At 68.2% G+C, this 25,366-nt stretch carries 27 protein-coding genes; 17 read left to right on the top strand and 10 right to left on the bottom strand.

Translation table 11 applies throughout. The annotated features are described in order from the left end of the window. Nucleotides 1-15: 15 nt before the first annotated feature. Together C7416_RS20275 and C7416_RS20270 are read right to left on the bottom strand one after the other, a co-directional pair. A complete protein-coding gene (locus C7416_RS20275) occupies nucleotides 16-771 on the bottom strand; it encodes a glutamine ABC transporter substrate-binding protein (RefSeq protein WP_111520587.1) in 756 nt (251 codons plus the stop codon). Nucleotides 772-853: 82 nt separating this feature from the next. Next, a complete protein-coding gene (locus C7416_RS20270) occupies nucleotides 854-1,648 on the bottom strand; it encodes an IclR family transcriptional regulator (RefSeq protein WP_111520586.1) in 795 nt (264 codons plus the stop codon). Between the two features lie 216 nt (nucleotides 1,649-1,864). On the opposite strand from C7416_RS20270, the gene C7416_RS20265 reads away from it, so the two are divergent. From C7416_RS20265 to C7416_RS20255, 3 genes are all read left to right on the top strand, one after another. Then, on the top strand, nucleotides 1,865-2,140 hold the full coding sequence (locus tag C7416_RS20265) for a type II toxin-antitoxin system Phd/YefM family antitoxin (protein WP_111520585.1): 276 nt from the start codon (nucleotides 1,865-1,867) through the stop codon (nucleotides 2,138-2,140). After that, nucleotides 2,140-2,481 (top strand): type II toxin-antitoxin system RelE/ParE family toxin, encoded by a 342-nt coding sequence (locus C7416_RS20260; protein WP_111520584.1) that lies wholly within the window; start codon nucleotides 2,140-2,142, stop codon nucleotides 2,479-2,481. Before C7416_RS20265 ends, C7416_RS20260 begins: the two co-directional genes overlap by 1 nt. A 97-nt stretch (nucleotides 2,482-2,578) precedes the next feature. Further along, the gene (locus tag C7416_RS20255) at nucleotides 2,579-2,902 is read left to right on the top strand and encodes a nucleotide pyrophosphohydrolase (protein WP_111520583.1); all 324 of its coding nucleotides are present in this window, start codon (nucleotides 2,579-2,581) and stop codon (nucleotides 2,900-2,902) included. A 20-nt stretch (nucleotides 2,903-2,922) separates the two neighbouring features. Here C7416_RS20255 and C7416_RS20250 read toward each other — a convergent pair whose 3' ends face one another. Both C7416_RS20250 and C7416_RS20245 read right to left on the bottom strand, forming a co-directional pair. Then, entirely contained in the window at nucleotides 2,923-3,444 is a 522-nt protein-coding gene (locus C7416_RS20250) for a DUF2938 domain-containing protein (protein WP_111520582.1), read from the bottom strand. Further along, the gene (locus tag C7416_RS20245; RefSeq protein ID WP_111520581.1) at nucleotides 3,437-4,327 is read right to left on the bottom strand and encodes a class I SAM-dependent methyltransferase; all 891 of its coding nucleotides are present in this window, start codon (nucleotides 4,325-4,327) and stop codon (nucleotides 3,437-3,439) included. Before C7416_RS20245 ends, C7416_RS20250 begins: the two co-directional genes overlap by 8 nt. Before the next feature lie 65 nt (nucleotides 4,328-4,392). Here C7416_RS20245 and C7416_RS20240 point away from each other — a divergent pair, with 65 nt between their 5' ends. Next, nucleotides 4,393-4,836: a helix-turn-helix domain-containing protein gene (locus C7416_RS20240; RefSeq protein ID WP_111520580.1), complete on the top strand. Its 444-nt coding sequence runs from the start codon at nucleotides 4,393-4,395 to the stop codon at nucleotides 4,834-4,836. Nucleotides 4,837-4,848: 12 nt separating this feature from the next. Here C7416_RS20240 and C7416_RS20235 read toward each other — a convergent pair whose 3' ends face one another. Further along, on the bottom strand, nucleotides 4,849-6,648 hold the full coding sequence (locus C7416_RS20235; protein ID WP_111520579.1) for a methyl-accepting chemotaxis protein: 1,800 nt from the start codon (nucleotides 6,646-6,648) through the stop codon (nucleotides 4,849-4,851). Nucleotides 6,649-6,949: 301 nt separating this feature from the next. Between C7416_RS20235 and C7416_RS20230 the strand changes: the two genes are divergently transcribed. The 6 genes from C7416_RS20230 to C7416_RS20205 all read left to right on the top strand — a co-directional run bounded on the left by C7416_RS20230 (nucleotide 6,950) and on the right by C7416_RS20205 (nucleotide 13,842). Then, on the top strand, nucleotides 6,950-8,152 hold the full coding sequence (locus C7416_RS20230; protein ID WP_111520578.1) for a DUF4382 domain-containing protein: 1,203 nt from the start codon (nucleotides 6,950-6,952) through the stop codon (nucleotides 8,150-8,152). A gap of 141 nt (nucleotides 8,153-8,293) precedes the next feature. Continuing rightward, complete coding sequence (locus C7416_RS20225) at nucleotides 8,294-9,241, top strand: DUF72 domain-containing protein (RefSeq protein WP_111520577.1); 948 nt, start codon at nucleotides 8,294-8,296, stop codon at nucleotides 9,239-9,241. A gap of 22 nt (nucleotides 9,242-9,263) precedes the next feature. Then, the gene (gene dbpA / locus C7416_RS20220; protein WP_111520576.1) at nucleotides 9,264-10,685 is read left to right on the top strand and encodes an ATP-dependent RNA helicase DbpA; all 1,422 of its coding nucleotides are present in this window, start codon (nucleotides 9,264-9,266) and stop codon (nucleotides 10,683-10,685) included. A gap of 157 nt (nucleotides 10,686-10,842) precedes the next feature. Continuing rightward, entirely contained in the window at nucleotides 10,843-11,283 is a 441-nt protein-coding gene (locus tag C7416_RS20215; protein WP_111520575.1) for a CBS domain-containing protein, read from the top strand. 361 nt (nucleotides 11,284-11,644) lie between these two features. After that, nucleotides 11,645-13,135, top strand: a complete 1,491-nt coding sequence (locus tag C7416_RS20210) for an MDR family MFS transporter (RefSeq protein WP_111520574.1) — start codon at nucleotides 11,645-11,647, stop codon at nucleotides 13,133-13,135. Nucleotides 13,136-13,218: 83 nt separating this feature from the next. Further along, nucleotides 13,219-13,842, top strand: coding sequence for a glutathione peroxidase (locus C7416_RS20205; RefSeq protein ID WP_111520573.1), 624 nt, complete (start codon nucleotides 13,219-13,221; stop codon nucleotides 13,840-13,842). Nucleotides 13,843-13,867: 25 nt separating this feature from the next. On the opposite strand, the gene gstA is transcribed toward C7416_RS20205, so the two are convergent. The 3 genes from gstA to C7416_RS20190 form a co-directional block, all read right to left on the bottom strand. Next, nucleotides 13,868-14,494 carry a glutathione transferase GstA gene (gstA, locus tag C7416_RS20200; protein WP_111520712.1) on the bottom strand — a complete coding sequence of 209 codons (627 nt, stop codon included), beginning with the start codon at nucleotides 14,492-14,494 and terminating at the stop codon, nucleotides 13,868-13,870. 150 nt (nucleotides 14,495-14,644) lie between these two features. Then, nucleotides 14,645-15,373: a maleate cis-trans isomerase family protein gene (locus C7416_RS20195; protein WP_018314317.1), complete on the bottom strand. Its 729-nt coding sequence runs from the start codon at nucleotides 15,371-15,373 to the stop codon at nucleotides 14,645-14,647. 95 nt (nucleotides 15,374-15,468) lie between these two features. Further along, nucleotides 15,469-16,767: an MFS transporter gene (locus C7416_RS20190; RefSeq protein ID WP_111520572.1), complete on the bottom strand. Its 1,299-nt coding sequence runs from the start codon at nucleotides 16,765-16,767 to the stop codon at nucleotides 15,469-15,471. Between the two features lie 234 nt (nucleotides 16,768-17,001). On the opposite strand from C7416_RS20190, the gene C7416_RS20185 reads away from it, so the two are divergent. From C7416_RS20185 to C7416_RS20175, 3 genes are all read left to right on the top strand, one after another. Next, nucleotides 17,002-17,676: a GntR family transcriptional regulator gene (locus C7416_RS20185; RefSeq protein ID WP_240988197.1), complete on the top strand. Its 675-nt coding sequence runs from the start codon at nucleotides 17,002-17,004 to the stop codon at nucleotides 17,674-17,676. Between the two features lie 36 nt (nucleotides 17,677-17,712). Further along, nucleotides 17,713-18,561 carry a fumarylacetoacetate hydrolase family protein gene (locus C7416_RS20180; RefSeq protein WP_111520570.1) on the top strand — a complete coding sequence of 283 codons (849 nt, stop codon included), beginning with the start codon at nucleotides 17,713-17,715 and terminating at the stop codon, nucleotides 18,559-18,561. Nucleotides 18,562-18,765: 204 nt separating this feature from the next. Beyond that, nucleotides 18,766-20,022, top strand: coding sequence for a M20 aminoacylase family protein (locus C7416_RS20175; protein ID WP_111520569.1), 1,257 nt, complete (start codon nucleotides 18,766-18,768; stop codon nucleotides 20,020-20,022). A 24-nt stretch (nucleotides 20,023-20,046) separates the two neighbouring features. On the opposite strand, the gene C7416_RS20170 is transcribed toward C7416_RS20175, so the two are convergent. Then, the gene (locus C7416_RS20170; protein WP_181461282.1) at nucleotides 20,047-20,919 is read right to left on the bottom strand and encodes an AraC family transcriptional regulator; all 873 of its coding nucleotides are present in this window, start codon (nucleotides 20,917-20,919) and stop codon (nucleotides 20,047-20,049) included. Between the two features lie 127 nt (nucleotides 20,920-21,046). Between C7416_RS20170 and C7416_RS20165 the strand changes: the two genes are divergently transcribed. Beyond that, nucleotides 21,047-22,294, top strand: coding sequence for an MFS transporter (locus C7416_RS20165; RefSeq protein ID WP_181461281.1), 1,248 nt, complete (start codon nucleotides 21,047-21,049; stop codon nucleotides 22,292-22,294). A 21-nt stretch (nucleotides 22,295-22,315) separates the two neighbouring features. On the opposite strand, the gene C7416_RS20160 is transcribed toward C7416_RS20165, so the two are convergent. After that, a complete protein-coding gene (locus C7416_RS20160) occupies nucleotides 22,316-22,876 on the bottom strand; it encodes a MarR family winged helix-turn-helix transcriptional regulator (RefSeq protein ID WP_111520568.1) in 561 nt (186 codons plus the stop codon). A 95-nt stretch (nucleotides 22,877-22,971) separates the two neighbouring features. Between C7416_RS20160 and C7416_RS20155 the strand changes: the two genes are divergently transcribed. From C7416_RS20155 to C7416_RS20145, 3 genes are all read left to right on the top strand, one after another. Next, the gene (locus C7416_RS20155; protein WP_111520709.1) at nucleotides 22,972-23,883 is read left to right on the top strand and encodes an EamA family transporter; all 912 of its coding nucleotides are present in this window, start codon (nucleotides 22,972-22,974) and stop codon (nucleotides 23,881-23,883) included. Between the two features lie 97 nt (nucleotides 23,884-23,980). Beyond that, nucleotides 23,981-24,247 (top strand): hypothetical protein, encoded by a 267-nt coding sequence (locus C7416_RS20150; RefSeq protein WP_240988130.1) that lies wholly within the window; start codon nucleotides 23,981-23,983, stop codon nucleotides 24,245-24,247. Nucleotides 24,248-24,353: 106 nt separating this feature from the next. Continuing rightward, nucleotides 24,354-25,343: a Bug family tripartite tricarboxylate transporter substrate binding protein gene (locus tag C7416_RS20145; protein WP_111520566.1), complete on the top strand. Its 990-nt coding sequence runs from the start codon at nucleotides 24,354-24,356 to the stop codon at nucleotides 25,341-25,343. The last annotated feature ends 23 nt before the right edge of the window (nucleotides 25,344-25,366 follow it).

Genomic DNA, 25,366 nt, shown 5'->3' with positions numbered 1-25,366 from the left:
GTAGGTCCGCGTGGCTTACTTGGCGGCGGTGCCGAACCACTTCTGGGTCAGCTTGGCGTAGGTGCCATCGGCCTTGACCTTGGCCAGCGCGGCATTCAGCGCGCGCGTCAGCTCGGGCGTGTCCTTGCGCACAGCCATGCCGTATTCCTCGGTGGTCAGTTGCTGCTCCACCATGCGCAGGCCGCCGCGGGTCTTCACGTACTGCATCGCGGCCGGCTTGCCGGTGACGGCGGCATCGGCCCGTCCGATCTCGACCAGGTTGAACATCTCCTGGTTCTTCTCGACTTCCACGCGCTGTACCTGCGGATAGGTGTCGCGCAGGAAGCTGACCGACTTGGTCCCCACCTGCACGCTGACCTTCTTGCCGTTCAGGTCTTCCGGCTTGTTGATGGCGGTGTTGCCGCTCTTGACCAGCGCCACCAGGCCGCCGGTGTAGTACGGCTCGGTAAAGTCCACCACCTTGCGGCGCTCCGGGGTGATGTAGATACCGGACACGGCCATGTCGAAGCGGCGCGAGACCAGGCCCGGGATCAGGCCCTTGAAGTCGATGTTGGTCCATTCCACCTGCTTGCCCATGGTCTTGGCCATGGCCTCTACCAGCTCGACGTCGAAGCCGGTGCGCTTGCCGTTCTCGATGAATTCCATCGGCGGGAAGGTGGCGTCGGTGGCGACGCGCAGCACATTGCTGTCCTGCGCATGCGCGGCGGCGCCGAAGGTCAGTCCGGCCACGGCCGAGAGGCCGGCGATCAGGCATTTGCGACGAAGGTTCATGGGGGTCTCCTTTTTTCCGGGAACGGGAAATCTGCCGTCGCGCAGGCCTGCGGACGGTGCGGTAAAGATTGCTTGGCTGTTTTCAGTAAGACTGCAGCCGCGCGGAAATCCGCATGGCTGCCGCCACGGTCATGTCGATCAGCGCGCTTTCGCGCCCCTGCCGACGCGTGGCCGGCACCATCAGCGTGATCGCGCCCAGCGCGTCGACCTTGGCCCGCCGCGAGAACAGCGGCGCGCTCACGCCCCACACGCCGGGGTCCACTTCGCCCTCACTGACGGCATAGCCGGTCGCGCGAATCGCAGCGAGTTCCGCCAGCAGTTGTTCCGCTTCGGCCGGCTCACACTGCGCCCGGACCACGCGCTCGCGCGCATCGTCGCGCATGAAGGCCAGCAGCGACTTGGCTGATGCGCCCGCGCGCAGCGGCACGCCGCGGCCCTTCTCGAACGAGCAGCGCAGCGACTGGCGGCTTTCCACCATCTCCAGGCACACCGCGTGGTCCTTGACCGCAACCACCAGGCCGACGCTTTCATCGGACTGCTGTGCCAGCAGCCGCATATCGGGCAGCGCTTCGCGGGCCAGGTGCGAGGCCATGTCGAACCCCAGCGCGAGCTGCAGGCTGATCGGGCCCGGCGCGTATTCCCCGTCGGACTCGAGCACGAAGCCCCAGCGCTTGAGCAGCATCAGCTGACGGTAGAGCGTGCTCTTGGGCAGGCCGGTCCGGGCCACCAGCTCGCGCACCGTGATCGGGGCGCCATGGTGCGCCAGCGCGGCCAGCACGAACAGCACGCGATCGGCGCCGCCGGCGGGCTGGGCGGATTCGGCGGGCGTGGGAGCCGCCGGCTGCGGGGCGATGGTTGGGTCGACTGCATTCAACATGGGGCCCAAGAATAGGACCGGATTCCCGGAAATCAAAACCACCAGTCCCGGAAAATGGGAATGCTCGCCTAGGGATAACCCTTGGTGAATGGCAATTTGATGGGTGGGGTGCGCGCGGCGCCGCTTCGTGCTAGCGAAAACTCGCCCGCCTGCCGGCGATTGTTGCAGGACTGAATAAAGTCTATATTCGGTCCATTGCACAATCAGGCTCACATCATGCGCTACTCTTCCCAGGTCAAGCCGATCAGCTACCTGAAGGCCAATGCCGCCGAGGTGCTGGAGCAGGTCAACGAGCGGCGCGAGCCACTGGTGATCACCCAGAACGGCGAGGCCCGCGCGGTGCTGCAGGACGTTGCGTCGTTCGAGCAGACGCAGGAAACGCTGGCCCTGCTCAAGATCCTGGCGCTGGGCAACCAGGAAATCGCCGCCGGCAAGCTCAAGCCTTTCAAGGACGTGGTCGCGCGCCTGCGCAGCAAGCGGGCCACCGGCTGATGTCGGCGGGCGGCAAGCGCCATGAGGTTCTGCTTACCGCCGGGGCCGAACAGGACCTGGAGTCCATCTACGACTACATTGCGGAATTCGACTGTGTCGAGAACGCGGACTACGTGCTGGACCGGTTGCTGGAAGCGGTGGACCAGATTTCGCGCTTCCCTGAGAAGGGAAACTACCCGGCCGAGCTGAGCGCGCTGGGTATCCGGGAATATCGCCAGACCGCGTTCAAGCCGTATCGCGTGATCTATCGCCTGATCGACGACAGCGTGATCATCTATGTCATCGCGGATGGCCGGCGCGACCTGCAGGCCTTGCTGGCGCGCCGGCTGCTCGGCGCTTGAGCCGCCGCAGCCATCCGTTCACTGCCCGAGGGCAACCCAACCATTGCATACACGCCGGTGCCGGCGTGCTGCCAGACGAAGCATTCGCCACAACACCATGCCCCTGATCGATATCAAGAACCTGCAGCAAGCCGCCTACGACTTCGGCGAAGCCCGTCACTGGGGCAAGTACCACAGCCCCAAGAACCTCGCGATGGCACTGAGCGTCGAGGTCTCGGAACTGGTCGAGATCTTCCAGTGGCAGACCGAGGACGAATCGCGCGCCATCATGTCCACGCCCAAACGCGGGCACGTGGAGCAGGAGCTTGCGGATATCACCATCTATCTGGCCCAGCTGGTGACGGCGCTCGGCGTGGACCTCGACGCCGCAGTGCGGGCGAAGATGGAAATCAATGCGAGGAAGTATCCGGTGCCGGAGTAAGTGGCACAGGCGGATGCGGCTTACGCCAAGGACCAACCCGGATAGGCGATCAACCGCGCCGCCCAACCCGCCGCATACATCCCCACTCCAAACACCGCGTGCGTGACCAGGCTATGCAGCCGCGCCAGGTTCGGCCGTGGCGTGCGGCTGGCCGCGATGCCGGCGCCCATCGCAGGCTGCATCAGCAGGAAGGGCGCGGCGACGCTGCCGATGCCGACGATCAGGGCCGGCGCCAGCGTCGGCTGGCGTACCCAGTCCAGGCCCCAAAGCCCCAGCAGTATTCCCGCGAACGCGATGCCGGTCAGGTAATGCGCGATCCAGCCGATGGCCTGCTCGCCGCGCACCGATGGCGTGGCGGCGATGGGTTGATGGTGGAAACGTCCACGCGGTAGCCAGGCCAGCCAGCGTCCGACCATGCCATAGTTCAGCGCAGGCACGCCGAGCAGCCGTTTGCGCAGCATGGCCCACGCATCCATGACCAGCGTGGCGCCGGTGCCGATGACGGTGGCGTGGATCAGCATGGTGGTGGTGTGATCAGCCATGGTTCGGGTCCCGGCGATTGGGCAACGCGGCCGCGGTCGCGCGCGCCGTGATGGTCCAGCACGCCGCGGTGTAGCGCACGGCGTCGCCCTGCACGTAAGGCTCGAACGCGGCGCGCACGATGGTGGCGACGCGCTCGCGCGTGGTGGCGTCGGCGCCTTGCAGCGCCAGCCCGACCGGCCCAAGCCGCGACAGGTAGCCGGCCAACGCAGGCTCCGGCAGCGTGCACGTCACGTCGGTCGGACTGATCTCGATATCGCCCCAGCCGCTCGCTTGCAGGATCGACAACACGCGCTCGCGGTCGCCGAAGGCAAACTGCCCGGGCGCGCCCGGCTGTCGCGGCGGCAGATCCAGCAGCGGCGCGGCGGCGCGTTCGGCGGTGGTCATGAAGGGGTTTTCGGCGGCGCTGCGCCAGGCGATGCAGTGCAGCGTGGCGTCGGACGTCGCGGCCCAGCGCAGGTTGGCGAAGGCGCGCACCGGGTCGCTGAAGAACATCACGCCCAGGCGCGACACGATCAGGTCGAAGCTTGCCGGGGCGAAGGCGTGCTCCTGCGCATCGGCGTGGACAAAGCTTGCGTTGATGCCCTTGCGTTGCGCGCGGGAGCGCGCGGCGGCGAGCATCGGCGCGGAAATGTCGATGCCGGTGCAGTGGCCTTGCGCACCGATGCGCCGCGCCAGCGCCAGCGTGGTGCTGCCGGTGCCGCAGCCGACGTCGAGAATGCGCCGTGCCGCGGCGTGGCTTGCGGCCTGGACCAGTTGTTCCTCCATAGGCCGGAACATGTCGTCCAGCAGGCCCTGGTGTTCAACCCAGGCCTGGCCGGAGGCGCCGTTCCACAGTGCGGCCTGCTCGCCGCCGTTGCCGCTGATTTGCCGATGTTCACCCATGGTCTTACCCCCTTGCTTGGCTGGAAGCTACACTGTGCCAGTTCAAGTCGACTTGAGGTCAAGCGGTGAAAAGCCTGGATATTGCGGAAGTGGCGCGGCAGGCCGGCGTGCCGGCGTCGACGCTGCGGTACTACGAGGAAAAGGGACTGATCGTGTCGATCGGCCGGCGCGGCATGCGGCGCGTGTTCGACGCGGGGGTGCTGGAGCGGCTGGCGCTGATCGCGCTGGGGCGCGCGGCCGGCTTCTCGCTGGACGATATTGCGGGGATGTTTTCGCCGCAGGGCCAGCCACGCATCGACCGCCAGATGCTGGCCGCCAAGGCCGATGAACTGGACCGCACCATCCGCAAGCTGACGGCGATGCGCGACGGGCTGCGGCATGCGTCGGTGTGTCCGGCGCCCAGCCATATGGAATGCCCGACGTTCCGGCGCATCGTGCAGGCGGCGGGCACGGGCGCGCTCGGCGGGCGGCGCGAGCGGGCGCCCGTGCCGCCCGCCAAGGCACGATGACGGACGGGAATCTCAGCCCAGCCTGAACTGCCCCACCGCCCCGGCAAGGCTGCCGGCCTGCGTCTGCAGCGCCGCAGCCGCCGCGGTCGACTGCTCCACCAGCGCCGCGTTCTGCTGCACCATCTGGTCGAGCTGGCTCACCGCCATATTCACCTCTTGAATGCCGCGGGTCTGTTCCATCGTCGCGTGAGTGATCTCGTTAATGATTCCGGTCACCTTCGAGACGTTGCTGACGATCTCGCCCATGGTGTCCCCTGCGCGGCGGACTTGCTCTGAACCCGAGGCGACGCTGCCCACGGTGGTCTCGATCAGGGTCTTGATCTCGCGCGCGGCCTGGGCGCTGCGCTGGGCCAGCGCTCGCACCTCGCCGGCAACGACGGCGAAGCCCCGGCCCTGGTCGCCGGCGCGCGCGGCTTCGACGGCGGCGTTCAGCGCCAGGATGTTGGTCTGGAAGGCGATGCCCTCGATCACGCCGATGATGTCCGACACCTTGACCGACGCGGTCTCGATCTGGCCCATGGTGCTGATCACTTCGCCGATCACCACGCCGCCGTCGCCGGCCACGCGCGAGGCCGCGGCGACGGATGCGTTGGCGTGCTGCGCCGAGCTGGCTGACTGGCCGACGGTGGCGGTGATCTGTTCCATCGACGCGGCGGTCTGCTGCAGGCTGGCGGCGGCGGACTCGGTGCGGCGCGACAGGTCCATGTTGCCGGCGGCGATTTCGTCGGAAGCGGCGCGCACCGATTCGCTGGCGTCGCGGATCTGGCGCATGATGGTGCAGAGCTTGTCGGCGAAGGTATTGAAGGCGCGCGCGATCTGCGCGACCTCGTCGCTGCCGTGCGCGGGCAGGCGCTGGGTCAGGTCGCCATCGCCGGAGCCGATCGCATTCATGGCATCGCGCACGGTGGACAGGCCGCGCAGCGACATCGTCGCCACGCCCCACACCACCGCGGCGGCCACCGCGGCGATCAGCACCAGCGCGATCACCGACGCGATCAGCACGGAGCGCATGCCGGCGGTGGCCTCGGCCTGGTCGAGCGCGACGATGACCAGCCAGTCGGTGCCGGGGATGGCGCGCGCGCCGAGCAGCTTGGTGCTGCCGTGCACGTCGACTTCCAGCGGCGTCTTTGCGCCGGCCAATGCGGCGAGCTTGTCGGCGCTCAGCGCGGGCACGAGCTCCGTGACGGGCTTGAGCGTGAGCTTGTCGTCGGTGTGGGCGACGATGTCGCCGTTCCGGGCCACCAGCATGCCGAAGCTGGCCGGCGACGGGTGGATCGCCTTGACGTTGGCGATCACCGTATCCATCGCCACATCGCCGGACACCACGGCCTGCACCGCGCCGTCGCGCACCACCGGCGCGGCGAACGCCACCACCAGCTTGCCGGTGCCGGCATCGACGTAAGGCGGCGTGACCACGGGTTTGCCGGCGGCGGCGGCCTGCTGGTACCACGGGCGGCCGGTGGGATCGTAGCCGGGCGGGATGCCTTGCGGGTTGGAGAACTTCGCGGTCTTGTCGGCATAGCCGACGTAGACGTTGGTGAAGCCGCCGGCCTGCGCGATCTGTTTGAGCGCGGCATCGGGTTCGGGCTGCAGCACGGCGTCCTGCAGCGACTCGATCATCCGGCTGTGCGAGGCCACCCAGTCGACGATGGCGCTGGCGTGGCCGCTTTGCACCGCGGCCAGGCTGCTGTCGATGGCGTCTTCGTTATGGCGATTGGCAACGAACTGGTTCAGTGCCGTGTTGATGGCGAGCGCGGCGACCACGATGGCGACGCACAGCGCCACGATCCGCGCACGGATGGTAGTGAACATCAAGGGGAATCCTTCGTAAGGAATCGTTGGGGGCGTTTGCAGGAATCTGCAGCGTGGGATTTCCACTCCGCTGTATACGGAGCGTGGGCTCGCGACTTGAGCGATGTGATGCATTCGCGCGCGGTGTCAGGCGTTGACGAGACAATGCACCGCATACCGTTGGGATCGTCTGCGATCTGCTGAGCGCCCATGCAAAGCAAGGCACGAACTTTTTCACAACGCATTACAAAGATTTACAACGGATATGCGAACTGCGACATATGCTCCGATCAACCCATAAACAACAATGCGGAGACCCACCGTGTCAGTCCTTTCCAATCCTTCTGCACCGTTGCGACTGCTGGCCCTGAGCGGCGTGCTTGCACTGGCCGCCTGCGGCGGTGGCGGCGGCGATGACGGCCCCGGGCGCGGCACGCTGCAGGTATCGATGACCGATGCGCCGGCCTGCGGCTTCAACAATGTCTTCGTCACCGTCAACAAGGTGCGCGTGCATAGCAGCGCCAGCGCCGAGGCCAGCGCCGGGGGCTGGGTCGATATCGACGTGGTGCCCGCGCGCAGGATCGACCTGCTGTCGCTGACCAACGGCGTGATGACGGTGCTGGGCCAGGCCGCCCTGCCGGCCGGCAACTACCAGCAGGTGCGCCTGGTGCTGGACGCCAACCGCGGCAGCGGTGCCTCGGCCCTGGCCAATTCGGTGGTGCCCGTCGGTGGCGCCGAGCAGCCGCTCGACACGCCCAGCGCGGTGCAGTCGGGCATCAAGATCAATCGTTCGTTCACGGTGGCGCGCGACACGCTGACCGACCTGGTGCTGGACTTCGACGCGTGCAAGTCGGTGGTGACGCGCGGCAATGGCACCTATGGCCTGAAGCCGGTGGTGACCGCGATCCCGATGACCGTCAGCGGCGAAGTCAACGGCGTAGTCGCCGCGGCCCCGGGTGCGCGCGTCTATGCCGAACGCAACGGCGTGGTGGTGAAGTCGACCGTGGCCGATGCCAACGGCAGCTTCCGCCTGTCACCGATCGAGCAAAGCAGCACGGCCGGGCCGGTCGACGTGGTGGTGGTGCCGGGTGCGGCCAACGCCAAGGCGGCGGGCATCGTGCGCGGCGTGCCGGTGGTGGTGGGTACGCCCACGGCGATCTCGACTGCCGCGGCGCCGCTGACGCTGCCGGCATCGACCTATCGCCGCGTCTCGGGCGCGGTGGCGCCGGCTTCGGCCGAGGCCACGCTGCGCGCGCTGCAGCTGGTCAACGGCGGCACCTTTGAAATCGCCGCGACCGCGGCGGCCAGCGATACCGGCGCCTACAGCCTGTTTGCGACCGAACCCGCGCTGCCGGTGGCCGCGCCGGTGGTCGGCACCTACCAGGCCGCGCTGCCGATCCCGCTGTCGCCGGACGGCGCCGCGGCAGGCAAGTACAGCATCCAGGCCACCAGCGTCAGCGGAGCCGTGCAGACCCAGCCCGCGGACGTCAATATCGCGGACGTGCTGCTCAATTTCTCGTTCTGAACCCGGGGGATCGGGGAGCGGGCCGGAAGGGGGCATTGCCCTCTTCCGGTTTTTTCATGGGCGATCGCCTTGGCCGCATCGCCACCCGCATGACGCGGTTTCCCGCTAGACTGCCAGTCTCGCGTTCAGGGAGACCGCGCCATGCCAGCACGCACCGCGGCGAAGGCCGCATCCACGCCTGCCGCAACCTCTGCGGCCGCAACCAGCGCTGCAACCAAAGCCGCGTCCAAATCCCCATCGGCCGCGTCATCGCGCAAGGCCGCCGCGCCGGCCAGCCTGGTGCGCGTCGGCATCGGCGGCTGGAACTACGCGCCGTGGCGCGACAATTTCTATCCCGCCAAATTGCCGCAGTCGCGCGAACTGGCCTACGCCAGCCGGCACCTCAGCGCGATCGAGATCAACAGCACCTATCACGGCACGCAGAAGCGCACCTCGTTCGCCAAGTGGCGCGACGAGACGCCGGATGACTTCGTCTTTGCGGTGAAGGCCTCGCGCTTTGCCACCAACCGCCGCGTGCTGGCGGAGTCCGGCGACTCGATCGCCCGCTTTGTCGACAGCGGCATTGCCGAGCTGGGCCGCAAGCTGGGGCCGGTGGTGTGGCAGTTCGCGCCGACCAAGCAGTTCGACGCGGAAGATTTCGAGGCATTCCTGCAATTGCTGCCGGCCTCCGTCGAAGGCGTGGCACTGCGCCACGTGCTGGAGGTGCGGCACGACAGTTTCAGGTCGGCTGACTATCTCAAGCTCGCGCGCAAGTACAAGGCCGCGACGGTCTTTACCGACGCGCAGAAATTCCCGTCGATGGCGGACCTGACCGCGGATTTTGTCTACGCGCGACTGATGGAAAGCAGCGCGAAGCTGAACACCGGCTATGGTCCGAAGGCGCTCGACGAATGGGCCGCCCGTGCGCAGTCGTGGGCGCAGGGCGCGCAGCCGGACGACCTGCCGCTGCTCGAAGAGCGAAAGCCCGCGGCACGCAAGCGCGAGGTCTTTATCTTCTTCATCAACGGTGCCAAGGAACGCGCGCCGGCCGCCGCCCAGGCCTTGCTGGAGCGGCTGGGCTGGACCCCGCCCGCCGCCGCGGATGCCTGACGCCGGCTCGCTATAATCCCGCATGAACTCGACCCCCGTCCAAGCCCCCGCGCAGCCGCCAGCCGGCCCCGCTTTCTCCACCCTGCCCTTGTCGCCCGCGATGCTCGCCACGCTGGCGCAGCTGGGCTATGACGAAATGACGCCGATCCAGGCGGCCAGCCTGCCGATCACATTGGCCGGCCAGGACCTGGTGGCGCAGGCCAAGACCGGCAGCGGCAAGACCGCGGCGTTCGGGCTGGCGCTGCTGCACCGGCTCGATCCGCGCCGCTTCGACGTGCAGGCCATGGTGCTGTGCCCGACGCGCGAGCTGGCCGACCAGGTCACGCAGGAAATCCGCCGCCTGGCGCGCGCCGAGGAGAACGTCAAGGTGCTGACGCTGTGCGGCGGCGCGCCGATGCGGCCGCAGGTCGACAGCCTGATCCATGGCGCGCATATCGTGGTCGGCACGCCGGGGCGCATCCTGGACCATATCGATCGGGGCAGCCTGGACCTGTCGGCCATCAACACGCTGGTGCTGGACGAGGCCGACCGCATGCTCGACATGGGCTTCTTCGACGATATCGCCTATGTGGCCAGCCGCTGCCCGCGCGACCGGCAGACGCTGCTGTTTTCCGCGACCTACCCGCCCGGCATCGACAAGCTCAGCCATCGCTTCCTGCGCAATCCGCAGTCGCTCAAGCTGGAAGCGACGCACGACAACAGCACCATCCGCCAGCGCTTCTACGAGGTGGATGAGAGCGAGCGCCTGAACGCCGTGGCGCGGCTGCTGGACCACTTCCGCCCGGCCAGCACGCTGGCGTTCTGCAATACCAAGGCGCGCTGCCGCGACCTGGTGGAGCTGCTGCGCGCGCAGGGCTACCAGGCGCTGGCGCTGCATGGCGAACTGGAGCAGCGCGAGCGCGACCAGGTGCTGGTGCAGTTTGCCAACCGCAGCTGCTCGGTGCTGGTGGCCACCGACGTGGCCGCGCGCGGGCTCGATATCGCCCAGCTCGAGGCGGTGATCAATGTCGAGATCACGCCCGACCCGGAAGTCCACGTGCACCGCATCGGCCGCACCGGCCGCGCCGACCTGGAGGGCTGGGCCTTCAGCCTGGTCAGCATGGACGAGATGGGGCGCGTGGGCAACCTGGAGCAGCACCACGGCGGCGAGTTCGAATGGCATCCGCTGGCCGAACTGACGCCGGCCAGCACCGAGCGCCTGCTGGCGCCGATGGTGACGCTGCAGATGCTGGGCGGCCGCAAGGAGAAGATCCGTCCCGGCGACATCCTGGGCGCGCTGACCGGCGAGGCGGGCTTTGCCAAGGAGCAGATCGGCAAGATCAACGTGCTGGAAATGTCGACCTATATTGCCGTCGAGCGCAGCATCGGGCGCGAGGCGGTGAAGCGGCTCAACGCCGGCAAGGTCAAGGGCAAGAAGGTGAAGGTGCGGATGCTGACCGAGTAGTGCGGGCGGCGCCAGTAGTGGCGGCGCCACACCCTTGCTTACAAAGATTAGCGTAAGTCACCCTGTAAGCCCGCGCGATCCTTTGCTACTCTGGTTCCATTGGCAGCAAGGCAGGTAGCGCCAGCCGCATGTTTTCTCGACGGAAAAGGAGTTGGTGATGAAAACCGCACGCCAGGTTCTGGAGTCCAAGCCGAGTCAGGCCATCTACAGCATTCCGCCCACGGCATCCGTCTACGCCGCGCTGCAGCTGATGGCCGAGAAGGGCATCGGCGCGCTGCTGGTGATCGAGCATGGCGAGATCAAGGGCATCATCAGCGAGCGCGACTACGCGCGCAAGGTGATCCTGATGCAGCGCACCTCGCGCGAGACGCTGGTGCGCGACATCATGACCACCGCGGTGATCTACGTCAGCGCCAACCAGACCACCGACGAATGCATGGCGCTGATGACCCGCCACCGGCTGCGCCACCTGCCGGTGATGCAGGGTGACGAGCTGATCGGCATGCTGTCGATCGGCGACCTGGTCAAGGACATCATCTCGGAACAGCAGTTCATCATCGAGCAGCTGGAGCATTACATCACCGGCGGCGGTCACTAGCGCTTGAGGCCCGAAGCAGGGCCGCCTTGTTGCGGCCCGCTTTGTCCGTTGCCTTTTACGGCAAGGCGGCCGCGCCGCGCGCGGTCCCTTGCAATCCATCGCGATCCTCCGCAAGCACGATATTCGCTGGCCGCATATAATTATGCGTTCGCTGAATTAGGCCATCCGCTCCGGCATCACGCCGTCCTCGCGCGGTTCCCGGCCCCGATTCCCTGCTTTTGACGTTGCTTTTGCCGCACATTGCTGCGGCCTAGTGCTGCCCATGTCTTCGCCCGCTTCCGCCAGTTCCACCGGTCCCGCCGTCTCCGCTGTTGCTTCCTCTGCCGCCAACGCCCTGCCCGTCCATGACCACCGCGCGGTGATGCGCGTGATCGGCGGCATCGTGCTGTGCATCCTGCTGGCGGCACTCGACCAGACCGTGGTGATCCCGGCGGTGCCGGCGATCGCCAATGACCTGAACGGCTTCGGCCACCTGTCGTGGATCGTCACGGCCTACCTGATCGTGTCGACGGTGACCACGCCGCTGTACGGCAAGCTGTCCGACAGTTTCGGGCGGCGGCGCCTGCTGATGGTGGCGATCACGCTGTTTATCGGCGCCTCGGTGGCATGCGCGCTGGCGCAGACGCTGGGGCAGCTGATCCTGTTCCGCGCGCTGCAGGGCGTGGGCGGCGGCGGGCTGATGTCGCTGGCGCAGGCCGCCATCGCCGACGTGGTGGCGCCGCGCCAGCGCGGGCGCTACCAGGGCTACCTGGCCACGGTATGGGCGGTGGCGTCGATCGCCGGGCCGCTGGTGGGCGGCTGGGTCTCGGACCACATGTCGTGGCGCTGGCTGTTCTGGGTCAATGTGCCGCTGGGGCTGCTGGCGATGTTCATGTGCTACCGCGGGCTGGCCATGCTGCCCGCGCGCGGCGGGCGCGCGCGCGTGGACTGGCTGGGCGCGCTGCTGCTGGCGGTGGCCATCGTCGCCTTCCTGCTGGCGATGAGCTGGGGCGGCGATGTCTATGACTGGCTCTCGCCGGAGCTGGGCGCCCTGCTGCTGGCCGCCGTCGCTGCCGTGCTGCTGCTGACCTGGCAGGAGCGCCGCGCGGCCGACCCGATGCTGCCGCCGCGCCTGTTCGCCAACCGCGCCTATGTGCTGGGTGTGGCCGCGTCGGCGCTGGCCGCGCTCGACATCTTCCTGTGCATCTTCGCCCTGCCCCTGCACTTCCAGCTGGTGCGCGGCGCCGATGCGTCGACCTCCGGCCTGCTGGTGATGCCGTTCCTGCTGGCGACGGTGGCGGGCAACTTTATCGTGGCGTGGCTGGCGCCGCGCGTGGGCCGCATGCGCGGCATCCTGACCGCGGGCTATATCGCCGGCGCGCTGGGCCTGATCGTGCTGGCGCTGGTGACGCCGGCCGTGCCGGTGGCCGTGGTGCTGGCGGCGATGTCGCTGGCCGGCGTGGGCCTGGGCATCACCATGGTGGCAACGCTGATGAGCGTGCAAAACGCGCTGGAGCGCCGCGATACCGGCGCCGGCACCGGCGCGCTGCTTGTGCTGCGCTCGCTCGGCAGCGCCCTTGGCGGCGCGCTGGCCGGCACGCTGCTGACGCTGGAATTCCGCCAGGCGCTGTCCGCTTCCGGGGTGACGCAGGCGCTGGACCTGGGCGCGCTGCGCCATGGCAGCGAGGCCTTCGCGCAGCTGTCGCCGTCGGTGCGCGCGGTGCTGGCCGGTGGTGTGGAGTCCGGCTTCCACCTGATTTTTGCGGTGGGCGCGGCGGCGGCGGTACTGGCGCTGCTGATCGTGCGGCGCATGCCGGACGTGGAGCTGCGCAGCAGCGTCACCGAGCACGCCGCCACGCTGGCGATGGACTGACGCGGGACGCATCCGGCTGGCCGCCATCGGCGTAAACTAACGCGTACCCGAACCAGCGAGCCGACCACCGGAGCCCCGTCGCCATGAGCCGTCGCCCCCTGCCTTTCCGCCTGTCCGTTCCCCTGGCTGCCACCCTCGCCCTGGCAGCCGCCAGCGCGGCACTGTTGCCAACACCGCTGCGCGCGGCCGACAAGCCGGCCGTCGTCCCTGCCGCTGCAGGCGCGTGCCCGGCGTCGCTCAACTTCACCTTCCCGCGCCTGCAGGACGACGCGCCGCAGAACCTGTGCCAGTACGCGGGCAAGGTGGTGCTGGTGGTCAATACCGCGAGCTATTGCGGTTTCACGCCGCAGTACGAAGGGCTCGAAGCACTGTACGCGAAGTACAACGCGCGCGGGCTGGTGGTGCTGGGCTTCCCGTCCAACGACTTCTCGCAGGAGCCGGGCTCGCAGAAAGAGATCGCGGACTTCTGCTACAACACCTACGGCGTCAAGTTCCCGATGCTCGGCAAGTCGCATGTGCGCGGCAGCGACGCCAACCCGATGTACGCGCTGTTGGCAAAGCAGACCGGCACCGCGCCGAAATGGAACTTCTACAAGTACCTGATCGGCCGCGATGGCAAGGTGGTGGCCAGCTACGGCAGCCGCACCACGCCGGACGACAAGGAGCTGGTGGCGAAGATCGAATCGCTGCTCGCCGCGCCGCGCTGAGCAGCGATCCGCCGTGCGGCCGGGCTCAGTCGCGCACCAGCCCTTCGGCCCGCATTGCTTCCTGGACTGCAGGTCGCGCGCCCACGCGCGAAAGGTATTGCTGCAGCGCCGGGTAGTCGTTCAGCGGCAGCTTCAGGATGCGGGCCCAGCCGACGATGGTGAAGCAATACGCATCGGCCACCGTGAAGGTGTCGCCGGTCAGGAACTGGCGGGTTTGCAGGTGCCGGTCGAGTTCCGCAAAGCGGCGTGCCAGCTTCGCCTTGCATTCGTCCTGCGTGCTTTGCGCGGTTTCCTTGTGCCACAGCCACGGGCTGAAGACCTTGTGCAATTCCGTCGACACCAGCGTGATCCAGCCGGTGGCTTCGAGACGCTCGCGCGTGCCGGCGGCGGGCAGCAGATGGCGTTCGGGAACGAGGTCGGCGATGTACTGCAGCAGCGACGCCACCTCGGTATGGCGCGAGCCGTCGTCCAGCTGCAGCAGCGGCACGTAGCCGCGCGGGTTGATGGTGTAGTAGTCGTCGGTGCCGTTCTCGGGCACGGCGAGCTTGTGGGTGTGCAGGTCGACCCTGGCCAGCATGACCGGCAGGCCGGCTTCGCGCAGGGCGATATGGACGGCCATCGAGCAGACGCCCGGAGTGTAGTAGAGCTTCATCGCGATCCTGTGGTGGTTGCCGGGCCGCCACGCCATGCGGCGGCCGTGCAGCCAGTCTAGGATCGGGCCCCTTATGCAGCAATGCGCGTCCTTGCGGACGCGCATTGCAGATCTGCACAGGACGATGGCGCTCCTGCTTAGTGGACTGGCTTACTCGACTTCGCGGAACAGGCGGCCCCAGCCGCGCAGCTCGCGCGTATCCACGCCGCACAGGCGCAGCGATTTCCACACCACCGTGGAGATGGTGTCGTACAGCGGGATGCCGGTTTCCGCTTCCAGCTCCTCGGCCAGGTGCGCGGCGCGCAGGTTGGTGCAGAACGTGGTGATAGCCTGCGGCTGGTGCTGCGCCAGCCCGCGCACCATCTCGCGGATGGTGTCTTCCTCGACTTCGGCGAAGCTGTAGTTCACGTGCAGGTCCAGATGGCTTTCGGCCACGCAATGGAAGCCGCTGCGCTCATAGTTGGCGATGATGCGCTGCTGCACGTCGTCCAGATACGGCGTGGCCAGCCCGAAGTTGCGCGCGCCGGTCTTTTCCAGGATCTCGTTGAGCGCCAGCACCGAGGTGGTGGCCGGGATGCCGGTGGCTTCGGTGATCTGCTTGCACAGCGCTTCGTCCTTGTCGAAGCCGAGCCAGCCGGACGAGGTGCCGTTCCAGGCGATGACATCGACGCGCGCGTCGGCCAGCAGGCTCGCCGCGGCCAGGATCTTGTCGAGGTTGAACTGGCCCAGCGCCTGGTCGCGCAGCGAGATCTCGGTCACGGTGAAGCGCGAAAAATGCGCGCTGACATTGGGCAGGCCGGCCACCATCGCGCTGGTGATGGGCTCGAGCGCGGTGTTGGAAGACGGCGTCAGCATGCCGAGTCGGATTTGCTTGGTCATTGTGGTTCTGTCTCAGGAGTGAGTGCGGGCGCCGGGACGTTGCCGGCGCCTGTCGCGGGATTTCTGTTTGCGGAACTCGGTGATCCGACGGGTCTTCAGACGGGGATCTTAGTCTCGTAGTCGATCGCGGTGGAAGCCAGCAGCAGGCCCACTCCCGCCGCGGCGAAGAACATCAGCGCCAGGAAGTACGAGCCGGTGAACTGCACGATCATGCCGACGATGATCGGCACCGAGATGCCGCCGATATTGCCGCCCAGGTTCATCACGCCGCCCAGGAAGCCGACCTTGTTGCGCGTGCCCAGCATCGACGGCACGCACCAGAACAGGCCGCACCAGCGCAGGAAGAACAGCGTGGAAGACAGCAGCACGACCACCACCACCGGGTCGGTGACATAGGCCACCGAGAAGATCGACGCGGTCGCCACCACCGCGGCGATGCCGAACAGCGTGCGCATCACCACGTTGGGCCGGCCGCCGGCTTCCTTCCATTTGTCGGCGATCCAGCCGCCGATCAGTTCGCCGACGAAGCCGCTGAAGAAGATGATGAAGCTGGCGCCGCCCATCTGCTTGATGTCGAAGCCGTGCACCTTGTTCAGGTAGTTGGGCATCCAGGTCAGCAGGCCATAGAACACGGTGTTGAAGCACATCCAGCCGATCGCCATGCACCACACCGAGCGGTACTTGAAGAAGTCGAGCGAGCGGCCCGACAGGTTGGCCGGCTCGGCGCGGTGTTCATTGGCCAGGGCTTCCTCGATGTAGCGCGCTTCCAGTTCGTTGACGCCGCGGTGTTCGCGCGGGGAGTTGCGCACGTAGTACCAGGCCACCACGCCGGCCAGCACCGTGCCGACGCCGGCGACGATAAAGGCCAGGCGCCACGAGTCCAGCGCGGCGATCAGCCAGGTGATGATGATCGCCCCCAGCGCCGCGCCCAGCGGGGCGCCGCCGTCCAGCAGGGTGGCGCCGCGGCCGCGCTCGTTCTGCGTCATCCAGATCGCGTTGAGCTTGCCGCCGGCCGGGTAGATCGGCGCTTCGGCCGCGCCCAGGCCCAGGCGCGTCAGCAGCAGCTGGGTGGCGTTGGTGGTGAAGGCAGCCACGGCCTGGGCGATGCCCCAGAACACGGTGGCGCACGCGATCACGATGCGCGGCTTGTACTTGTCGGCGAGCATGCCGCCCGGCACCTGCATCAGCGCATAGGTCCAGAAGAAGGAGCTGAGGATCAGGCCCTGCATGGCGGGGCTGAGATCGAACTCCTTGGCGATCAGCGGCATCGCCACCGACAGCGAGGCGCGATCGATGTAGTTGATCGCGATAAGAAACAGCATCATCAAAAAAATCTTCCAGCGCACCGAGGTCCTGGCCTCGGTCATCGCTGTTGCCCGCGTTGTCGTCTGCATGACGGCGTCTCCTGTTTTCGTCCTTTGGTTGAGGCAGTTCTGATGGGGTGTCGCGCAACAGGCCGGAGTATAGGATACGTAATCTGTAATTACAACGCGTGTAAGTCATTGATTTTACGATGTTGCGGATGCACAATTTAGGGGTGTGGTAGCCTTGCTGTGGTGCATTTCCCCATTTTGGTGACGTCTGTGACACAAACGCTTTCCCCTTCCGCGCGCCTGCGCACGCTTGGCATGTCGGCCGAAATCGCCGCGCGGCTGCGCACCATGATCGAAGAGGGCGAACTGCCGCCCGGCGCGCGCATCGACGAACGGGCCTTTTGCGAGACCTTCGATGTGTCCAAGACGCCGCTGCGCGAGGCGCTGAAGGTGCTGGTGTCCGAGGGGCTGGTGCTGCACCGGCAGTACATCGGCTACCGCGTGGCGCCGCTGGACCTGGAAGAACTGCGCGCCACCTTCGAGACCCTGCACGGGCTGGAGGCGCTGGCGGGTGAACTGGCGGCGCAGCGGCTCGGTGCGGCGGCGATGGCCAAGCTGGAGCGGCGCCACCAGGCCATGATCGACGCCCATGCGGCGGGCCGGCGCACCGACTACTTCCGCATCAACCAGGAAATCCACCAACTGATCATCGACGGCGCCGCCAACCCGGTGCTGGCCAGCGTCTACGCCGCGCTGATGAGCAAGGTCCACCGCGCGCGCGGCGCCGCCAACGCCGATACCCTGCGCTGGCAGGAGTCGCACGAAGAGCACGAGGCCATCATGGCCGCGCTGCGCGAACCCGGCCGGCCGCGGCTGGCGCAGGTGCTGCGCAGCCATTCCGAGAACACCGCCCGGGAAGTGCTGACCGTGGTGGCGCAAACGCTGGCCGAAGGCAACGCGCGCAACGGCGCGCTCAAGCAATCCGCCTGAACCGCTTCCAAGAACACACACCACCCAACGACGACAATGAAACTGGTTCGAGTAGGCAACCCCGGCGCCGAGCGCCCGGGCATGATCGATGAGGCAGGCCGCGTGCGCGACCTGTCCGGCGTGATTCCCGATGTCGATGCGGCGCAGCTGGCGCCGGCCGCGCTGCAGGCGCTGGCGCAGGTCGACCCGCACACCCTGCCTGTCATCGAAGGCGCGCGTTTTGGCGTGCCCTGGACCGGTATCGGCAAGATCGTCGCGATTGGCCTGAACTATGCCGACCACGCTGCCGAAGCCGGCATGCCGCTGCCGGCCGAGCCGATCGTGTTCCTGAAGGCCAACAGCTCGCTCAATGGTCCCAACGACGCGGTGATGCTGCCGTTCGGCTCGCACAAGACCGACTGGGAAGTGGAGCTGGGCGTGGTCATCGGCACCACCGCGCGCAACGTCTCGCGCGAGCAGGCGCTGCAGCACGTGGCCGGCTACTGCGTGGTCAACGATGTCTCGGAGCGCGAATTCCAGATCGAGCGCGGCGGCACCTGGGACAAGGGCAAGGGCTGCGATACCTTCTGCCCCGCCGGCCCGTGGCTGGTGACGCGCGACGAAGTGGCGGACCCGCAGGCGCTGGGGCTGTGGCTGGAGGTCAACGGCGAGCGCGTGCAGCAGGGCACCACCGCGACCATGGTGTTCGACGTGGCCACGCTGGTCAGCTATGTCAGCCGCTTCATGACACTGCTGCCAGGCGACCTGATCGCGACCGGCACGCCGCCCGGCGTCGGCATGGGCTGCAAGCCGCCGCGCTTCCTCAAGGCCGGCGACACCATGCGGCTGGGCGTGGACGGGCTGGGCGAGCAGTCGCAACGTGTGGTGGCGTACGGCGAGCGCTGATCGTGGCCGCTGCAAGGGTTCCCCGTCGATACGCTTTCATACAAAGCGTTGGGTTTCCACACAAAGCGTACGATTAGGGCAACAGTTCTGGCGCGGAAAGCGGCCGGATTACATGGTTTTACATGAAATCGGGGGCCTGACGTTTCGCTCGCCTTTTCTGCGTGAAATACTGGTTATACAGGTTTCGCCAGAGAGCAAAACGTCATGTCCGAGCACGCCCCCGAAATCGAGTCTTACCTCGGCGCCACCCTCCAGTCCCCCGACTCATTGCTGAAGTCACCGCTGCAGCACCGATACTGCGCGCTGGCCGATACCCTCGACAGCCGCGCCGAACTCGAAGCCATCCGGCGCAATATCCACCAGCATCCCGAGCTTGCTTTCGACGAGGTCCGTACCGCCGGCCTGGTCGCTACCCTGCTCGAAGGGTGGGGCTACGCGGTCACGCGCGGCGTGGGCGGCACCGGGGTGGTGGGTACGCTGCGCTGTGGCGAGAGCGGCCACAGCGTGGGCATCCGCGCCGACATGGATGCGCTGCCGATCCACGAGCGCACCGCGCTGCCGTACGCCAGCGTCAACGCGGGCCGCATGCACGCCTGCGGCCACGACGGCCATACCGCGATCCTGCTTGGCGCGGCGCGGCAGCTGGCACGCACGCGCAATTTCAACGGCACCGTGCACCTGATCTTCCAGCCGGCCGAGGAAATCGGCGCCGGCGGCGGCGCCGAGCGCATGCTGGCCGACGGGCTGTTCGAGCGCTTTCCCTGCGATGCCATCTTCGGCCTGCATAACCATCCGGGCGTGGAGCAGGGCACATTCCTGTTCCGTGCGGGCCCGTTCATGGCCGCGTGCGACACCGTCGCCATTACCATCCGCGGCAAGGGCGGCCACGCCGCGCGGCCGCACCAGTCGGTCGACCCGATCCTGGTGGCGGGCAGCCTGGTGATGGCGCTGCAGTCGGTGGTGTCGCGCTATGTCGACCCGAACGAAACCGCGGTGGTGACGATCGGCACGCTGCACGCCGGCCACGCGCCCAACGTGATTCCGGACAGCGCCCGCATGGAGCTCAGCGTGCGTTCGTTCAGCCCCGAGGTGCGCGCCGCGCTGGAGCAGCGCATCCGCCAGCTCGCCACCTCGCACGCCGAAGGCTATGGCGCGGTGGCCGAGATCGACTACGTGCGCGGCTACCCCGTGCTGGTCAACAGCGAGCGCGAGACCGAGTTCGCGCGCCAGGTGGCCGAGGAACTGGTCGGCGGCGGCAAGGTGGTGGACCAGGCCGCGCGCATCGCCGGCAGCGAGGACTTTGCCTACTTCCTGCAAGAGCGCCCCGGCTGCTTCGTGCGGCTGGGCAACGGCGCCAACCAGCCGCTGCTGCACAACGCCGGCTACGACTTCAACGACGACAACCTGACCGTCGGCGCGGCCTACTGGACCCGGCTGGTGGAGCGCTACCTGGGCAACTGAGCGCGGGTTCCGCGCTCCAGGGCCTTAACGGAAGAACGCGCTCGGCGCCACGCCGAACTGCCGCCGGAACATGGTCGCGAACGCGCTCGGGCTGTCGTAGCCCAGGTCCAGCGCCACATCCACCACCTTGCTGCCGGCCGCGAGCTTTTCCAGCGCGGCCAGCAGGCGCGCCTGCTGGCGCCATTGGCCGAAGGTCATGCCGGTCTCGCGCGCAAAGCGGCGCTGGATGGTCTTGGGGTCCAGCCCCAGCTGCGCGCTCCAGTCGGCCAGGGTCAGCGCGGTGTCGGGCGCGCCGGCAATGGTGTCGCAGATCTGGCGCAGGCTGGCATCGCCCGGACGCGGCAGGTGCAGCGGCAGCGACGGCACCAGCATCACTTCATCGAGCAGCAGCCGCATCAGGCGCGCGTCACGCGTGTCGGGCGCGTAGGGCAGGGCGATCTCCACCGCGGCCAGGATCAGCTCGCGCAGCAGCGGCGAGATGCCCAGCACGGTGCAGCGCTGCGGCAAGTCGGGCGCGGCATCGGGGCGGATATAAGCGGTGCGCATTTGCACGCGGCCCACCATGCGGATCCAGTGCGTGGTGCCGCCCGGCATCCACATGCCGCGCGTCGGCGGCACGATCCACTGGCCTTCGGCGGTGGCTACCACCATCACGCCGTGCACTGCGTGGATCAGCTGTGCATGCGGATGCTGGTGCGGCTGGGTCACGTGGCCGGGCAGGTAATCGGCCGCCATCGCGGTGACCGGCAGCGGACTGCGGTCGAAGCGGAAATAGGGCGGCGGATCGGCGTAGGTATCGCCCAGCGCCAGCGTTTCGGGGGTGGGGTCGGGCAGCGGCTGCCGCGACCGGCGACTCGCGGGGGCCACGGCGGAAAGAGGGCGGGGGGCGCGCGCCATGTCCTTTTCTCCAAGGTTGCGGACCTATTCTCGCAGGACAGGCGCCTGCGTGCCAGCTAGCATCGATGCTCAGATCCTTCCCGGCCGGCGCCCCAGCTGGCCGCTTTCCGTTTGTCGAGAGCCGCCAATGAGCACAACCATCGACTCCGCGCCGGCTGGCGCAGCCCCCGCGACCCCCGCGCTTACCCCGTCCCCGCAGGCGGAACGCACCGGCTTCCGCGTGCTGTCCGCGATCAGCTTCGCCCACTTCCTCAACGACATGATCCAGTCGCTGATCCTGGCGATCTATCCGATGCTGAAGGGCGGCTTCAACCTCAGCTTCACCCAGATCGGGCTGCTGACCATGACCTACCAGGTCACCGCGTCGCTGCTGCAGCCGGTAGTGGGGCTGTACACCGACAAGCATCCCAGGCCGCATTCGCTGTCGGTGGCGATGGCCTTTACGCTGGCCGGCCTGCTGCTGCTGTCGGTGGCGCCCAGCTACGGCGTGCTGCTGGTGGCCGCGGCGCTGGTCGGCACCGGTTCGTCGATCTTCCACCCGGAGTCGTCGCGCGTGGCGCGCATGGCGTCGGGCGGCCAGCACGGGCTGGCGCAGTCGATCTTCCAGGTCGGCGGCAATGGCGGCAGTGCCATGGGTCCGCTGCTGGCGGCACTGATCGTGCACCAGCAGGCCAGCCTGGCGTGGTTCTCGCTGGCCGCGCTGGTGGGCATCGTGGTGCTGTGGCGCATTGGCGGCTGGTACGCGCGCCAGCTGGCGCAGGGCACGCGCAAGCGCAATGCGGCCGGCGCCGCGGCGAGTCCGGTGGCGACGCGCGTGGTGGTGCGGGCCATGGTGGTGCTGATGGTGCTGGTGTTCTCCAAGTACTTCTACATGGCCAGCCTGACCTCGTACTACACCTTCTACCTGATGGAGCGCTTTGCGCTGGCGCGCCAGGACGCGCAGCTGCACCTGTTCCTGTTCCTGTTCGCGGTCGCCGCCGGCACCATCCTGGGCGGCCCGATCGGCGACCGCATCGGCCGCAAGCGCGTGATCTGGGCCTCGATCCTGGGCGTGGCGCCGTTCACGCTGCTGCTGCCGCACGTGGGCCTGTTCTGGACCACGGTGCTGACCTTCATCATCGGCTTTATCCTGGCCTCGGCGTTCTCGGCGATCCTGGTGTTCGCGCAGGAGCTGATCCCGGGCAAGGTCGGCATGGTGTCGGGGCTGTTCTTCGGCTTTGCCTTCGGCATGGGCGGCATCGGCGCCGCGGTGCTGGGCGGCATGGCCGATACGCACGGTATCCGCGCGGTGTACGAATACTGCGCCTACCTGCCGCTGCTGGGGCTGCTGACGGTGTTCCTGCCGGACCTGCGCGAGGGGCCGCAGCGCGCCTGATGCGCGTCTCAGTCGACGGATTCAGTATCCTGACTTGCCATCGCCGCCATCGCCGCCATCGACCAAGGGCGGCTCGAACATGCGCAGCCAGCGGCGCAGCAGCGCGGCCAGCTGCGCGCGCTCCGTCGCGGTCAGCCCTTCCAGCAGGCGGTGCTCGTTGGCCACGTGCAGCTCCACCGCGTGGTCGACGCGCTCGCGCCCGGCGTCGGTCAGCGCCACCAGCAACCCGCGCCGGTCGTCCGGATTGGGCTCGCGCCGTACCAGCCCGGCCCGTTCCAGATGGTCGAGCCGGTTGGTCATGGTGCCCGAGGTGATCATCAGCGAACCGATCAGCGCGCCCGGCGACAGCGCATAGGGCGGCCCGGCCCGCCGCAGCGTCGCCAGCACATCGAACTCCCACGGCTGCAGCCCGGTTGCGCCCAGCGCGGCTTCGATCGCCCGGCCGGTATGGCGGTTGAGCCGGCCCAGCCGCCCCAGGATGCCCATCGGCGAGGCATCGAGATCGGGGCGTTCGCGCGCCCATTGGGCGAGGATGCCGTCGACATGGTCGGGGGTGTCTTCGGATTTGCGGCGGACAGTCATCGGGGCAGGGCAGGCAGAACGAAGCGGATCGAAGTATCTTGACATCAACCGATCGTCTTCGTAAAGTGAATTATCTTGACGTCAAGAATATCGACATGAAGGCGAATGCCACTTCCACGACCGGGGCAGCCGGCCCCGGCCTGAGGGACATCATGCTGACCGGCCTGGCCCCCGCGATCTGGGGCAGCACCTATCTCGTCACCAGCCAGTGGCTGCCACCGGGGCAGCCTTTGCTGTCCGGCGTGATCCGCGCGCTGCCCGCCGGTCTGGCGATGCTCGCCTTGGGCAGGCAGTTGCCGCAGGGCGGCTGGTGGTGGCGCGCGGCGGTGCTCGGGGTGCTCAATATCGGCTTCTTCCAGGCGATGCTGTTTATCGCCGCCTACCGCCTGCCGGGCGGCGTGGCGGCCACGGTAGGGGCGATCCAGCCGCTGATCGTGGTGGTGCTGGCATGGGCCTGGCTGGGCGCGCGACCGCGTTCGGCGGCCTGGATGGCTGGCGCGGGCGGGCTGCTCGGCGTGGCGCTGCTGGTGCTGGGGCCGGCCGCGCGGCTCGATGCCGTCGGCGTGGCGGCGGCGGCCGCGGGGGCGGTGTCGATGGCGGTGGGCACGGTGCTGACGCGCCACTGGCGGCCGCCGGTCTCGCCGCTGGTGCTGACGGCATGGCAGTTGTGCGCGGGCGGCTTGTTCCTGCTGCCGTTCGCGCTGGTGCTGGAGCCGCTGCCGGGGCATTTCACGCTGGCCAACTGGCTCGGCTACGCGTGGCTCAGCATAATCGGCGCCGGCTTCAGCTATGCGCTGTGGTTCCGCGGCGTGGGGCGCATGCCCTCGTCGGCGGTGGCGGCGCTGGGCTTGCTCAGTCCGGTCAGCGCGACAGTGCTGGGTTTCCTGGTGCTGGGGCAGGCACTGACGGCGGTGCAGGCGGCGGGCGCGCTGCTGGTGCTGGCCAGCGTGTGGCTTGGCCAGCGCGCGGCGGCGCCCGCCACGGCGGCGCGCGCGCAGGCGGCCTGATGTCATCCGCGAAGGGTGCTGCTGCCGCGCGGAATTTTGCGGCATCATGGCGGGCACTCGAGTCAGACCTGCCCCGCTTCCGCCGACGCCGCCGACAATGCCAGCCGTCCCAGACCCTTCCGCCGCCCCCGCCACGCCGCCCTGCGAGCGCTGCCTGGCGCTGGCCGACGATCCGCGCCGGCGCGAGCCGCCCGCCTGCCTGGCGCTGCGCGGCACGGCCCCGGTAGTCACCCAGAGTGCTGCCGGAGTGCCGTACAGCATGCTGTCGTTCTGTTGCCGCGACTGCGGCACGGGCTGGCGGCTCTACGACCGTGCCAACGAGCTCTTTGTCTCCTGGGTGCCGGAGCGGCCGCTGGAGCGCTGAGCGCTGAGCGCGCCGCATGATCGGCTAAGATAGCGGCTGTTCCGCGCCGCGCCGGCCCGTTGCCGCCGCGCGGCCGCTTCCGTCGATTCTCTCCCGCGTTCCCATCATGGCCTTTCCCTTCCGCTCGTCGCTGCTGGCCGCAGCGTGCGCATTCAGTGCCGCCGCAGTGGCCCCCGCCAGTGCCGCCGCTGCCGACGCCTATCCCAGCCGCCCGATCCGCCTGATCGTCGCCTATCCCACCGGCGGCATCAGCGACACCGTCGCGCGCGCGCTCGGCGAGCGCCTGTCGGCGCAGATGGGAACCTCGGTGGTGGTCGAGAACAAGGCCGGCGCGGGCGGCAGCATCGGCATCGATGCGGTGGCCAAGGCGGCGCCGGACGGCTACACGCTGGGCTTCGCCGCCACCAGCCCGCTGACGCTGAATCCGCACGTCGGCCGCGTCAACTACGATCCGCACAAGGACGTGGCGCCGGTGATGAGCGTGATGTACTCGCCGGTGCTGGTGGTCGGGACTTCCGCGTTCAGCGGCAAGAGCTTTGCCGACGTGGTCGGCCAGGCCAGCGCCAAACCGGGTTCGGTACGCTGGGCCACGTCGGGCCTGGGCACGGTCGGCCATGTGGTGCTGGAACAGGTCAAGCAGAAGTCGAAGGCCGACATCGTACTGATCCCGTACAAGGGCGCCGGCCAGCAGATGAACGATGCGCTCGGCGGCCAGTTCGAGGTGATGAGCACCAACGCCAGCCCGGTGCTGAGCCAGCATATGCAGGCCGGCCGCCTGCGCGCGCTGGCGGTGGGCGCGCCCAGGCGCCTGGAGAGCCTGCCCGCCGTGCCGACGCTGGCCGAGCTGGGCTACCCCAAGGCCAACCTGACTTCCACCTTCGGTGTGTTCGCGCCCGGCAAGACCCCCGCAGCCATCATCAACCGCCTGAACGCCGAGCTGAACAAGGCGCTGGCCGAGCCGGAAGTGCATGAGCGCCTGCTCAAGGGCGGCGAAGTGCCGACCGGCGGCACGCCGGCGCAGTTTGCCAAGGCCATCCGCGAAGAGTCCGCCGAGAACGCCCGCATCGTCAAGGAAGCCGGCATCAAGGCTGACTGAATGCCCCGCTGGGTGCCGGCGCC

Origin of the sequence: Cupriavidus phytorum, from assembly GCF_003254285.1 — a bacterium.
Lineage (GTDB): Bacteria > Pseudomonadota > Gammaproteobacteria > Burkholderiales > Burkholderiaceae > Cupriavidus > Cupriavidus phytorum.
The sequence above is the reverse complement of the archived record's forward strand: the minus strand, read 5'-3'. Positions and strand labels throughout refer to the sequence as shown.

Excerpts from the sequence above, each read along its gene's own strand:
- C7416_RS20175 (WP_111520569.1), top strand. The coding sequence starts at position 18,766 with ATGTCCGAGCACGCCCCCGAAATCGAGTCTTACCTCGGCGCCACCCTC.
- C7416_RS20145 (WP_111520566.1), top strand. The coding sequence starts at position 24,354 with ATGGCCTTTCCCTTCCGCTCGTCGCTGCTGGCCGCAGCGTGCGCATTC.
- dbpA (WP_111520576.1), top strand. The coding sequence starts at position 9,264 with ATGAACTCGACCCCCGTCCAAGCCCCCGCGCAGCCGCCAGCCGGCCCC.
- C7416_RS20165 (WP_181461281.1), top strand. The coding sequence starts at position 21,047 with ATGAGCACAACCATCGACTCCGCGCCGGCTGGCGCAGCCCCCGCGACC.
- C7416_RS20150 (WP_240988130.1), top strand. The coding sequence starts at position 23,981 with ATGCCAGCCGTCCCAGACCCTTCCGCCGCCCCCGCCACGCCGCCCTGC.
- C7416_RS20180 (WP_111520570.1), top strand. The coding sequence starts at position 17,713 with ATGAAACTGGTTCGAGTAGGCAACCCCGGCGCCGAGCGCCCGGGCATG.
- C7416_RS20190 (WP_111520572.1), bottom strand. The coding sequence starts at position 16,767 with ATGCAGACGACAACGCGGGCAACAGCGATGACCGAGGCCAGGACCTCG.
- C7416_RS20160 (WP_111520568.1), bottom strand. The coding sequence starts at position 22,876 with ATGACTGTCCGCCGCAAATCCGAAGACACCCCCGACCATGTCGACGGC.
- C7416_RS20205 (WP_111520573.1), top strand. The coding sequence starts at position 13,219 with ATGAGCCGTCGCCCCCTGCCTTTCCGCCTGTCCGTTCCCCTGGCTGCC.
- C7416_RS20260 (WP_111520584.1), top strand. The coding sequence starts at position 2,140 with ATGTCGGCGGGCGGCAAGCGCCATGAGGTTCTGCTTACCGCCGGGGCC.
- C7416_RS20210 (WP_111520574.1), top strand. The coding sequence starts at position 11,645 with ATGCGCGTGATCGGCGGCATCGTGCTGTGCATCCTGCTGGCGGCACTC.
- gstA (WP_111520712.1), bottom strand. The coding sequence starts at position 14,494 with ATGAAGCTCTACTACACTCCGGGCGTCTGCTCGATGGCCGTCCATATC.
- C7416_RS20275 (WP_111520587.1), bottom strand. The coding sequence starts at position 771 with ATGAACCTTCGTCGCAAATGCCTGATCGCCGGCCTCTCGGCCGTGGCC.
- C7416_RS20265 (WP_111520585.1), top strand. The coding sequence starts at position 1,865 with ATGCGCTACTCTTCCCAGGTCAAGCCGATCAGCTACCTGAAGGCCAAT.
- C7416_RS20225 (WP_111520577.1), top strand. The coding sequence starts at position 8,294 with ATGCCAGCACGCACCGCGGCGAAGGCCGCATCCACGCCTGCCGCAACC.
- C7416_RS20245 (WP_111520581.1), bottom strand. The coding sequence starts at position 4,327 with ATGGGTGAACATCGGCAAATCAGCGGCAACGGCGGCGAGCAGGCCGCA.
- C7416_RS20270 (WP_111520586.1), bottom strand. The coding sequence starts at position 1,648 with ATGTTGAATGCAGTCGACCCAACCATCGCCCCGCAGCCGGCGGCTCCC.
- C7416_RS20255 (WP_111520583.1), top strand. The coding sequence starts at position 2,579 with ATGCCCCTGATCGATATCAAGAACCTGCAGCAAGCCGCCTACGACTTC.
- C7416_RS20155 (WP_111520709.1), top strand. The coding sequence starts at position 22,972 with ATGAAGGCGAATGCCACTTCCACGACCGGGGCAGCCGGCCCCGGCCTG.
- C7416_RS20185 (WP_240988197.1), top strand. The coding sequence starts at position 17,002 with ATGTCGGCCGAAATCGCCGCGCGGCTGCGCACCATGATCGAAGAGGGC.
- C7416_RS20250 (WP_111520582.1), bottom strand. The coding sequence starts at position 3,444 with ATGGCTGATCACACCACCACCATGCTGATCCACGCCACCGTCATCGGC.
- C7416_RS20170 (WP_181461282.1), bottom strand. The coding sequence starts at position 20,919 with ATGGCGCGCGCCCCCCGCCCTCTTTCCGCCGTGGCCCCCGCGAGTCGC.
- C7416_RS20195 (WP_018314317.1), bottom strand. The coding sequence starts at position 15,373 with ATGACCAAGCAAATCCGACTCGGCATGCTGACGCCGTCTTCCAACACC.
- C7416_RS20235 (WP_111520579.1), bottom strand. The coding sequence starts at position 6,648 with ATGTTCACTACCATCCGTGCGCGGATCGTGGCGCTGTGCGTCGCCATC.
- C7416_RS20215 (WP_111520575.1), top strand. The coding sequence starts at position 10,843 with ATGAAAACCGCACGCCAGGTTCTGGAGTCCAAGCCGAGTCAGGCCATC.